This window comes from Kosakonia sp. S57 (assembly GCF_016516575.1).
Classification (GTDB): Bacteria; Pseudomonadota; Gammaproteobacteria; order Enterobacterales; family Enterobacteriaceae; genus Kosakonia; species Kosakonia cowanii.
Window position 1 is genome coordinate 238301 of record NZ_JACVUL010000005.1, and the last position, 10080, is coordinate 248380.

Consider the following 10080-nt stretch of genomic DNA (forward strand, 5'->3'; position numbering starts at 1 on the left):
GCTCTCCACTACCTCAGACACCCGGGAAGATAAGCTCTAAAGCCTGCATTGAATCTTCCCACCCGGCACGTTCGAAAATGCCCTGTTGCAGAAACGCTTCCAACTGTGGCCAGAGCGTTATGGCCTTATCCAGCATCGGATCGCTGCCGCGCGCGTAGGCGCCGACGCTCACCAGATCGCGGTTACGCTGGAAGCTTGACAGCAACTGTTTAAAGTTGCGCACGCGCGCGTAATGTTGCTCAGATATCAAGGCGGTCATCGCACGGCTGATGGACGCTTCGATATCAATCGCCGGATAGTGTCCGGCTTCCGCCAGTCGGCGGGATAGAACAATGTGACCGTCGAGGATGGCGCGCGCGGAGTCGGCGATCGGATCCTGCTGGTCATCCCCTTCGGTAAGCACGGTATAAAACGCGGTGATAGAACCGCCGCCGTGAATACCGTTACCCGCGCGCTCTACCAGCGCCGGCAGTTTGGCAAAGACTGAAGGCGGGTAGCCTTTGGTCGCCGGTGGCTCACCAATTGCCAGCGCGATCTCACGCTGCGCCATCGCATAACGGGTCAGGGAGTCCATGATCAGCAACACATGCTGGCCGCGGTCGCGGAAGTCTTCCGCAATACGCGTGGCGTAAGCCGCGCCCTGCATACGTAATAAAGGAGAGACATCCGCAGGTGCGGCGATCACCACGGAACGCGCACGGCCTTCAGCGCCGAGGATGTTCTCGATAAAGTCTTTTACTTCGCGGCCACGTTCACCAATAAGGCCGACGACAATCACGTCTGCCTGGGTGTAACGGGCCATCATGCCTAACAGCACGCTCTTACCGACGCCGGAGCCGGCGAACAGGCCCATACGCTGACCGCGCCCGACCGTTAACAGCGCATTGATGGCGCGCACGCCGGTATCAAGCACATGTTCAATCGGCGTACGTTGCAGGGGGTTAAAAGGTTGCGTGATCAGGGCACCGGTTTCACCGGTATCAGGTGCGGGCAGGCTGTCGAGAGGTTTTCCCGCCCCGTCGAGTACGCGGCCGAGCAGGGCAGGGCCGAGCGGCAGCTGTTTGCTGCTTTGTAAACCATCGCCTAATGCGCTGCGGGCATAGACACGCGCGCCGGGCAGAATGCCTTCCACTTCTTCTAACGGCATCAGAAACAGGCGCTGACCGTTAAAGCCGACCACTTCGCTCTCGACTTCACGGGTCTCCAGACCATCCTGACGTTCAATAATGCACGTCGCGCCGAGCGGCAGCTGTAACCCGGTTGCTTCCAGCACCAGACCGGTGGCGCGGGTCAGCCGACCGTAACGACGCACCGACGGGAGCTGCGTCATTTTGTGTTCGAAATTATCCAGCGTGGTCAGCCAGCGGGTTAAACGTGCGGTCATTACACGACTCCGGGTGCCGCAAGACGGCACAGTTCCTGCCAGCGTGTGGCGACGCTGGCATCTAAATCGCCCTCATCGGCGGAGACTTTGCAGCCGCCCTGATGCAGGGTCGGGTCGCCGCGCAGACGCCAGCCGTGCAGGCTGAGCGTTGCGCCAAGCATCTCTTCAACGCGCTGCAGATCGTCCGGGTGGACGCGCAGCTGCGGTTTGCCGCTAAACAGCGGCTCTTGCTGTAATAGTAGTTGGATCTGTTTGATCAGCGCGCTGTTGTCCACCACCGGCGCATGGCCAAGCACCTGGCGCGCCGCTTCCAGCGCCATCTGCATCAGGCGCGAGGCGATTACGCTATCGAGAGCATCCAGCGTGTACTGGAACTCACTCACCAGTTGCTGCATGCGGGCGTGGATCGGAGCCTGCTGCTGACGAGCCTGGTTCAGACCCTGCTCCATACCCTGGGCAAGGCCTTCCTGAAACGCGGCGTCATAACCCGCTTTGCGTCCTTCGGCGAGACCGGCGTTGTAGCCGCTTTCGTGCGCCTGCATCTGGATCTGCGCCAGCTGCTGCTGTTGCAGCTGCTCGGCGCTCAGTTCGTCCTGCTCTGTCTCTTCGCTCTCATAGGGCGAGGCGGTTTTTTCCTGCTTCAGCAGGGGGGCGAATTCGGCTGCCTGCGGGAACGCCAGATCATCTGGCGTCCAGCGTTTCCACGGCAATTCATTAGACATAGGTATCCTCGCCGCTGCCAATTACCATCTCGCCGGTTTCCGCCAGACGGCGAACGATGAGCAGGATAGCTTTCTGTTCGTTTTCCACCTGCGAGAGGCGAACCGGACCGCGGTTGGCCAGGTCGTCGCGCAGGATATCTGCCGCACGCTGCGACATGTTGCGCAGGAACTTCTCGCGCAACGGCGGCTCGGCGCCTTTGAGGGCGATAAGCAGCGATTCGGAATCCACTTCCTGCAGCAGGCGCTGGATAGAGCGGTCGTCGACATCCACCAGGTTTTCGAACAGGAACATCTCGTCGATGATCTTCTGTGCCAGCTCGCCGTCGAATTCGCGTACTGCGGTAATAACCGCTTCTTCCTGCTGCGTCTTCATCAGGTTGATGATTTCCGCTGCGGTTCTCACGCCGCCCATTTTGCTGCGCTTGAGGTTCTGGCCGTCGAGCAGGTTGTTCAGTACTTCGGTCAGCTCCGCCAGCGCGGCAGGCTGTACGCCGCCGAAGGTGGCGATACGCAGCATCACATCGTGACGCATACGCTCATCAAACAGGGCAAGAATATCCGCCGCCTGCGACCGTTTGAGGTGCACAAGGATGGTAGCGATAATCTGCGGGTGCTCGTCGCGGATAAGGTCGGCGGCACTCTGCGGCTCCATAAAGTTGAGCGTTTCGATGCCGCTGGTGGTATCGCGCGTTTCGAGAATATCTTCCAGCAGGCTGGAGGCGCGCTCTTCGCCGAGCGCTTTTACCAGGACGGAGCGCAGGTAGTCGTTGGCGTTGACGTTCAGCGCCGCGAACTGTTCCGCTTCGTTCTCAAACTCCTGCAGTACGTCCATCAGCTGTTTATTGGAGATCTGACGCACGCTGGCCATCGCGGTACTTAAGTGCTGGACTTCGCGGGCGGAGAGGTGCTTAAACACCTCAGCCGCGCGATCTTCACCAATGGTCATCAGCAGAATGACGCTCTTGTCCGTTCCGGTAAGATTATTGCTCATGTTCATTACTCATCCACTGGCGAATGACCAGCGCCACGACGCGCGGATCGTTATCTGACATTTCGCGAATACGCTGGCTCATGACCTCGGCGCTCAGACGCTGATTACTGCGGCGCTGTTGCTGTTGCTCATCTTTGCTGAGGCGTACTTCCACGGACTCTTCAATTTCATTGCGCGCTTGTGCCGCTTCCTGCACCGCTTTCGCTTCTTCCTGGCGGCGAACCAGCTGCGGACGGACCGCTTTACGCCACAGGATGAAGGCGACAATCAGTACCAGTAACCAGCGACCTGCGGTCATCAACTGGTCGATAAACGACTGCTGTTGCCAGAACGGAAGCTCACCACCGACATCATCGGTCATGTTGAACGGCGAGTTCACGACGTTCAGCGTGTCACCGCGTTTCTCGGTGTAACCCATCGCTTCGCGGGTTAAATCTTCAATCTGTTTCAGCTGATCGGCGGTCAGCGCGGCAGTTTTGCCATCAGCCAGCGTGCGGTAGTTCACCACCACGGCGACGGAGAGACGCTGCACATCGCCAACATTCATCTTGGTGTGACGAATGGTGCGATCGACTTCGTAGTTGTTCGTTTCATTATGCGTCGTGTTACGCGGGCCGCTTGATGCGGTATTGGTCGAGGTCGTCTGCTGACCCTGCTGCTGGCCCTGCGCATTCTGCTGGCCGTTTTGACCGTTCTGACCATTCTGCGGCGTAGTAATCGGCGCAGAGTTAGCCGGAGCCGGCTGGTTGGAGAGTGCGCCAGGCACGCCGCCCGGATACTGACCACCAATCTGCTCGCTGCTGTTAACCTGGCGTGAACGCAGCACTGCTTGTGCCGGGTCACCGCCGTTCGGCGCGTACTGCTCTTCAGTCTGCTCTTTGCTGGCGAAGTCCAGCTGGGCAGTCACCTGAGCGTGAACATTACCGTTACCGACGATAGGGCCGAGGATCGCTTCGATACGACGCTGCACACGGCTTTCGACATCGGCGGTGTATTTCAGCTGCGCGTCATTCAGATCGCGACCGGCAACGCCAGACTGCGTCAGCAGGCGACCGCTCTGATCGACAACGGTCACGTTGCCCGGCGGCAGGCCAGCAACGGCGCTGGAGACCAGGTGAACGATCGCGCTGATCTGACCATCATCCAGCGCACGGCCCGGTTGTAAATTGACGGTGACCGACGCGGAAGGGGATTTCTGCTCACGCACGAACAGCGACGGTTTCGGCATCGCCAGGTGAATACGCGCGCCTTTTACCGGACCGAGGGTTTCGATAGTGCGGGCCAGTTCGCCTTCCAGCGCGCGCTGATAGTTAACCTGCTCGCTGAACTGGCTGATGCCGAACTTTTCTTGATCCAGCAGTTCAAAACCCGCCGCGCCGCCTTTCGGCAGACCTTGCTGGGCGAGACGCAGGCGCAGCTCGTGCACCTTGTCAGCGGGCACTTCAATCGCGCCGCTGCCGTCAGCAAAGCGGTAGGGGATATTCATCTGCGTTAACTGCGTAACGATGGCACCGCCGTCCTGATCGGACAGGTTGCTATAAAGGGTACGGTAATCCGGCGATTTCGCCCACAGCACCATAGCGACAATGATGGCGCAGGCTGCTGCCGCGGCCACCATCAACGGAATTTTTGGGTTCGCGCGTAAGCGGTTGATCCACTCAAGAGATTTATTCTGCGGTGCAGTTGTTGCAGTCGCACTCATTGTGCACCTCGTGACTCTGGGTGGATGTTGTTATGTGAGTTGAGAAACAAATCGGACTCCCGGGTCGGCAAACTCGACAAATGACCATTAAGATGGCGATGTCATTATTTGATGAAATGGATTTTTCTATGCCTCAAATAACCTGGTTTTTTGACGCTATTTACCGCCATCATCTCATTGACAAACTGTTAGCCTTGTCAGGTATCAATCCATCCGGGGAATAATAATGGCTATACAGGGCATTGAGAGCGTTGTCAGTCAGCTGCAGGCAACTGCAGGTGTTGCGCGTGCTCAGAGCGTGGAGAGCGAACCGTCTATCAGCTTCGCCGGGCAACTGCACGCGGCGCTGGATCGCATCAGCGACACGCAGAACGCCGCACGTGTACAGGCGGAGAAATTTACGCTTGGCGAGCCGGGCGTGGCGCTGAATGACGTAATGACCGATTTGCAGAAATCATCGATCTCGCTGCAGATGGGCATCCAGGTGCGTAACAAACTGGTTTCTGCTTACCAGGACATCATGAATATGCAGCTGTAGTTCACAGCCGCAGAGATAAAAAAAACCAGGCCGGAACACTCCCGCCTGGTTTTTTTATACCTTGCGCCGCCTGCTGCGGCGCAAAAGTGGGCTACTTCTGAATCAGGTAGCGGATGGTTGGGCCATCCTGCTGAATATCCAGCACCGTGTAACCGTGGTTGCGCGCATCGAGCGGAATGTTATTAATCGACTGCGGGCAGTCGCTGACCACTTCAAGAATTTCCCCTTTTTTCAACTGCGGCATCGCTTCAAGGGTGGCGACCGCCGGGTAGGGGCAGGGTTCGCCGCTCATATCGAGACGGTAATCAGGCACAATGCTCATGCAGGCTCCTTAGCAGGGTTGGCGGCAGGTTTCTGGCGGCGGAAGAACTGTTTCTCCCAGCCGACCACAAAGAGAAACGCGACCAGTAACAGAAGATAGGTGACCAGCAGACCGCCGAGCGGCCCGAAGGTGTTAAGCAGGTTGATTTTGTCCCAGCTGGTGGCAAGCGTCGGCGCGAGATCGTCCCAGAAATACGCCAGGATGGTTGAGCCAATCACGTTACCCAGCCCGACCCACCAGTAGTGCACCTGGCCTTCGACGGCGCGGTACATCCAGCCCGTTTCACACCCGCCCGCCAGCACAATACCAAAACCGAACAGCAGACCGCCGAGCACCGCATTGGGGCCGGCCCACATGATTTTCGCTTCCAGCCCCAGCTGCACATAGCTGAAAATACCGATGGCGCTCGCCGCCATGCCAAAGATGATCGCCTTCGCCATCATCGTGCGCCCGGTGATCCACATATCGCGGAACGCCGAGGTAAAGCAGATTTGCGCCCGCTCAATCAGCAGACCAAAGCCCACGCCGAACAGCATTGCCAGCCCCAGCTTCGGCTGGTTCATCGCCGTTAACAGCGCCCAGCCGAGCATGCCAATAAACACCAACATACCAAGACGAAAACGGCGCTTCGCCTGATCGGGCTTCTGGGTGAGCGGCGAAGCGGCAGTGACCTTCTGCATCTTCACCGGGATGCGGAACAGCGGCAGCAGGGTAAAGCGCGCGCCGAACCAGGAGCCGATCGCTGTGGCGATGGCAAAAAACCAGGCGTGGAGAGAGAACTGTGGGATCCCGGTAAAGAAGGCGGCAAGGTTACAGCCCATCGCCAGGCGCGCGCCAAACCCGGCAATGATGCCGCCGACAATCGCCTGCGCGATACGGATGCGGTTCTGCGGCATACGCAGTTTCACATTATTAGCCCACAGCGCAGCGGCAAAACAGCCGCCGAACATGCCGATAATCATCATGCCGTCGATGCGCGTCAGCGGCGTGCCCTCGAGGTGGATAATTTTGAAGTAGCCCCACTCTTCGGTGTGCACTCCGGCCAGTTGCAGTAACTGACCGCCCCAGCGGGTAAACTCGCCGGTCACCGCCCAGAAGGTGCCGGTAATGCCGAAATAGTAGGTAGAGAGAATACCGGCCGCGATCACCGCCGGAACAGGAGACCAGAACTTAATAAGGAAGCGGTCTTTGAAGTGTTGCCATGACATAGTAAAAAGCCTCTGAACTCAGAAGGTATGGGGACGTACAGAAAAGTCGTACAAAAGAAGCGGGATGATACACGTCTTCACGCCTGAACCGCTGCACAATAGGGCAAAAACCTGGCGTAGATCAAAGTTGTTCTCGCGCGGTGAAAGGGTGGCGAGGCGCGGCCTTTAATGCCACAATCGCTTTTTTTCACGAGCAGGATGAAGAATGAAAAAGCGTATGATTCTCGGCGCGATGCTGCTGCTGAGCGGCTGCGTGCAGGTGGATAACTATCAGGCGGTGGTGAAACACCCGGCGCCCGCAGGATTAGCGGGTTACTGGCAATCAACGGGGCCGCAGAGCAGCCTGGTCAGCCCGGAGGCGATCGCCAGCCTGATTGTGACGCCGCAGGGCGATACTCTTGATTGCCGCCAGTGGCAGCGCGTAATTGCGGTTCCTGGCAAACTGATGCTGGATGGCGATAAATTTTATAACGTCACGCAGAAGCTGGATGTCTATCGCTTAAGTCAGGAAGGCAATACGCTGGAGTTTGATGGGCTAACGCTGTCGCGCACCGATAAACCGACCGTGGAGTGTCAGCAGGCGCTGGAGAAAGCGGGTCTGGATATTAACCGCTAGGTCGTGCGAAAAGAGGAAAACGTGGCGGGTGAGGGGGGAAACCGCAGCACCCGCCGCTAATGAGATTTACATCTCATTGGGGAAGAGAATATTTCCGGAAAGACGTCCATATGTCGAATTCAGGTTATGTTGTCGGGAGGTTTGACCAACCAATGTCCTCAGCTCGTCCATTCGCTGGTTTAACAATGTCTTCAATAACACTTCATTATCCAGGATTTGCTTGAGCATCGGGCGAATTTGCGCCTGCACATGAGGCGCTGCTTCGCTCGAGTCCTGGAACTGTGTCAACTTCTCAACCGAGGTAACGTACCCCAGTTCGTAGTTGATAAGTTCGTCCCAATGCCCTTCCTTAGCAAGGTTGAGCATGGTACGGCTGGTGGCCAACAGTTGCTGATAGTGGTGGACCAACCCGAGATTTGCTTCCATTAGTAAGTGTCCCGCGCGTTTTGATGAGTGGGGCCAATCTCTTTCCAGGCATCAGCAATATTGCTCAGCAACAGGGTGACTTCATCAATAGCGGCGAGGTCATTATGGAGATTTGCCTGTAAAAGACGTCGTGTCATGTAGTCATAAAGACTGTCCAGGTTTGCCGTAAGCTCGCCACCGACTTCATGGTCGAGTCCCGCACGCAATCCGTTGTTAATGATATTAATTGCCTTTGTAAGCGCCTGTCCTTTACCGGGGATATCTCCCTGCTCAATCAGGATCGCGGCTTTTTTCATGGCGCTTAACGCGCCATCAAAAAGCAATACCACGAGTTGATGCGGGCTCGCGCTCAGCACGGCGCTTTCGACGCCGACCTGAGCATAAGCCTGAATTCCCGATTTCGTATACATGTCCAACCTCAACTAATGGTTTATTAACTCATTGCATTAAACTGTTGGGTCAGATAGTTCCCTGTCGATGTCATGGAGGAGACTAACTGGCTCAAACTGGTGAACTGCGTTTTGTAGCGCGCCATGGTGGCCGTAATCTGGTCACTCACCGCTTTATATTGCGTATCCAGGCGCTTCAGGGTTTTGTTAATGCCGTCGGTCGCGTTCTGGATGCTACCTTTACTGCCGAGAATATCTTTCAGCAGGTTACTCGCCTGAGTCGCAAAGCCCGTGGTTTTGCCATCGCCGGAGAGGAACGTCACCACATCGGCGGATTTTTCATTCAATGCTTTTTCAAGCTTGGTGCTATCAACGGTCAGTTTACCGCTTACATCCTGGGTGATTCCCAGCTGCGACAATACGGAAAAACTGTCATTACCTGACTGTGATGCAGAGAGCTGCGAGCGCAGACGCGTCTGAATGTTACGCAGCGTACCGTCACCCAGCAGATCGCCGTTAGAGGTGTTCTGAGCGCTACTTCCCTGATCCACCGCCGTATATTTTGTCTGGTTAGCAATGGTGGTCTGCAGTGAGTTATAGGCATCGACATAAGCCTGCACCGCTGCTGTCATCGGCGCGTTATCTTTGGTCACTGTCAGCGTTTCCGGCGTACCGGTAGTCAGCTTGTTCAGCGTCAGCGTTACGCCTTCCGGCGCGTCGGTGATCTTGTTGCTGCTACGGGTGATATCGATGCCGTTGATTTTGACTTTCGCATCGCTCGCCGCCACCTGCTGTGTCATCACATTGCTGGCACTGCCGGTATTCGTTGAATCGTAGCTAACGTACTTCGCCAGTTCCGCATCATTAGTGGTGATGGTCATCTGGTTGGTGGTGCCACTGTCGCGCGAGGTCAGCGACAGGTAGTAACTGTTGTCGTCCGCTTTGATGATACTGGCGGTGACGCTGCCCTGTTTGGCGTTAATCGCATCGCGCATATCCGCAAGGCTGGTCTTATCTTTATCCAGCGTCACGGTCATCGGGGTTTTCTGACCCGGCTGCGTGATGGTAATCGTACGCGAGTCCAGGCTTTGGTCGCCTAAATCGGTATCTTTGTTGGCGACTTTCGGGCTCAGCAGCGACTGTGACGCCGCCAGCGCGGATACTTCAATAGAGTACGTACCCGCCGACGCGCTATTAGCGAGTGTGGCAGTAAACGCGGTGTTGGTGCTCGACACTTTCGTCCCTGCGATTGCCGAGGTGTTTTTCAGCGCATCCGCCGCCGTCTGCAGCTTATTAAGGGAGGTTTGCACCACGCCCCAGGCCGTCAGCTTTGCCTTATAAGAGGACTGCTGAGTCGTAATCGGCGTTAGCTTAGTCTGTTCAGCTGTCTGCAAATTGTCATACAACGTATTGAGATCCAGGCTGGTGCCTGCGCCAAGTGAACTTACAGTTGCCATTTCTTCATCCTTCAGTTTTGGACAATCACTGTGGAGAGTATCGGCAGCGATGGTGAAAAGATTAGAAGCTTTTTTTTAAAGCAATGGCTAAATAAAGAGGGTGAATCAGGGGCAGTTTATCGCTTTAAAAAAAATGATCTTTTTTCTAAAGGTTGTTCGGAGGCTGTCGATAATCAGGTTAACGGCGAGAAAGCCGTAGGCAGATGCCTGAATCTGATAACTATTTTTATGAAGGAATTACATCATGGCTGTTATTAATACTAACACCCTGTCGCTGATGACTCAGAACAACCTGACTAAATCTCAGTCTTCTCTGGGCACCTCT

At 56.3% G+C, this 10080-nt stretch carries 12 protein-coding genes; 3 read left to right on the plus strand and 9 right to left on the minus strand.

Annotated elements, in window-relative coordinates; genetic code table 11:
• Positions 1-13: 13 nt before the first annotated feature.
• From fliI to fliF, 4 genes are read right to left on the minus strand one after another with little or no spacing between them, the layout of a single operon-like run.
• Positions 14-1384 (minus strand): flagellar protein export ATPase FliI, encoded by a 1371-nt coding sequence (fliI, locus tag IAE48_RS07220; RefSeq protein WP_042712908.1) that lies wholly within the window; start codon positions 1382-1384, stop codon positions 14-16.
• Positions 1384-2106: a flagellar assembly protein FliH gene (gene fliH, locus IAE48_RS07225; protein WP_076770091.1), complete on the minus strand. Its 723-nt coding sequence runs from the start codon at positions 2104-2106 to the stop codon at positions 1384-1386. The genes fliI and fliH overlap by 1 nt, the downstream gene beginning before the upstream one ends.
• Positions 2099-3097 carry a flagellar motor switch protein FliG gene (gene fliG, locus IAE48_RS07230; RefSeq protein WP_023479131.1) on the minus strand — a complete coding sequence of 333 codons (999 nt, stop codon included), beginning with the start codon at positions 3095-3097 and terminating at the stop codon, positions 2099-2101. Before fliG ends, fliH begins: the two co-directional genes overlap by 8 nt.
• Entirely contained in the window at positions 3087-4799 is a 1713-nt protein-coding gene (fliF, locus tag IAE48_RS07235; RefSeq protein WP_094420811.1) for a flagellar basal-body MS-ring/collar protein FliF, read from the minus strand. The genes fliG and fliF overlap by 11 nt, the downstream gene beginning before the upstream one ends.
• Before the next feature lie 223 nt (positions 4800-5022).
• Between fliF and fliE the strand changes: the two genes are divergently transcribed.
• The gene (fliE, locus tag IAE48_RS07240) at positions 5023-5337 is read left to right on the plus strand and encodes a flagellar hook-basal body complex protein FliE (RefSeq protein WP_094193003.1); all 315 of its coding nucleotides are present in this window, start codon (positions 5023-5025) and stop codon (positions 5335-5337) included.
• Between the two features lie 91 nt (positions 5338-5428).
• Here the strand turns inward: fliE and yedF are convergent, their stop codons facing one another.
• Complete coding sequence (yedF, locus tag IAE48_RS07245; protein WP_034812490.1) at positions 5429-5659, minus strand: sulfurtransferase-like selenium metabolism protein YedF; 231 nt, start codon at positions 5657-5659, stop codon at positions 5429-5431.
• A complete protein-coding gene (gene yedE, locus IAE48_RS07250; protein ID WP_200133928.1) occupies positions 5656-6867 on the minus strand; it encodes a selenium metabolism membrane protein YedE/FdhT in 1212 nt (403 codons plus the stop codon). The genes yedF and yedE overlap by 4 nt, the downstream gene beginning before the upstream one ends.
• Positions 6868-7072: 205 nt before the next feature.
• Between yedE and yedD the strand changes: the two genes are divergently transcribed.
• A complete protein-coding gene (gene yedD, locus IAE48_RS07255) occupies positions 7073-7483 on the plus strand; it encodes a lipoprotein YedD (RefSeq protein WP_200133929.1) in 411 nt (136 codons plus the stop codon).
• Positions 7484-7549: 66 nt separating this feature from the next.
• On the opposite strand, the gene fliT is transcribed toward yedD, so the two are convergent.
• From fliT to fliD, 3 genes are read right to left on the minus strand one after another with little or no spacing between them, the layout of a single operon-like run.
• Entirely contained in the window at positions 7550-7909 is a 360-nt protein-coding gene (fliT, locus tag IAE48_RS07260; RefSeq protein ID WP_128482694.1) for a flagella biosynthesis regulatory protein FliT, read from the minus strand.
• Complete coding sequence (gene fliS / locus IAE48_RS07265) at positions 7909-8319, minus strand: flagellar export chaperone FliS (RefSeq protein WP_200133930.1); 411 nt, start codon at positions 8317-8319, stop codon at positions 7909-7911. The genes fliT and fliS overlap by 1 nt, the downstream gene beginning before the upstream one ends.
• Before the next feature lie 23 nt (positions 8320-8342).
• Positions 8343-9755, minus strand: coding sequence for a flagellar filament capping protein FliD (gene fliD / locus IAE48_RS07270; RefSeq protein WP_200133931.1), 1413 nt, complete (start codon positions 9753-9755; stop codon positions 8343-8345).
• Between the two features lie 30 nt (positions 9756-9785).
• Here fliD and IAE48_RS07275 point away from each other — a divergent pair, with 30 nt between their 5' ends.
• The gene (locus IAE48_RS07275) at positions 9786-10013 is read left to right on the plus strand and encodes a hypothetical protein (RefSeq protein ID WP_128482697.1); all 228 of its coding nucleotides are present in this window, start codon (positions 9786-9788) and stop codon (positions 10011-10013) included.
• Positions 10014-10080: the final 67 nt, after the last annotated feature.

Coding starts and splice junctions, on each gene's coding strand:
- fliI (WP_042712908.1), bottom strand. CDS start 1,384: ATGACCGCACGTTTAACCCGCTGGCTGACCACGCTGGATAATTTCGAA.
- fliH (WP_076770091.1), bottom strand. CDS start 2,106: ATGTCTAATGAATTGCCGTGGAAACGCTGGACGCCAGATGATCTGGCG.
- fliG (WP_023479131.1), bottom strand. CDS start 3,097: ATGAGCAATAATCTTACCGGAACGGACAAGAGCGTCATTCTGCTGATG.
- fliF (WP_094420811.1), bottom strand. CDS start 4,799: ATGAGTGCGACTGCAACAACTGCACCGCAGAATAAATCTCTTGAGTGG.
- yedF (WP_034812490.1), bottom strand. CDS start 5,659: ATGAGCATTGTGCCTGATTACCGTCTCGATATGAGCGGCGAACCCTGC.
- yedE (WP_200133928.1), bottom strand. CDS start 6,867: ATGTCATGGCAACACTTCAAAGACCGCTTCCTTATTAAGTTCTGGTCT.
- yedD (WP_200133929.1), top strand. CDS start 7,073: ATGAAAAAGCGTATGATTCTCGGCGCGATGCTGCTGCTGAGCGGCTGC.
- fliT (WP_128482694.1), bottom strand. CDS start 7,909: ATGGAAGCAAATCTCGGGTTGGTCCACCACTATCAGCAACTGTTGGCC.
- fliS (WP_200133930.1), bottom strand. CDS start 8,319: ATGTATACGAAATCGGGAATTCAGGCTTATGCTCAGGTCGGCGTCGAA.
- fliD (WP_200133931.1), bottom strand. CDS start 9,755: ATGGCAACTGTAAGTTCACTTGGCGCAGGCACCAGCCTGGATCTCAAT.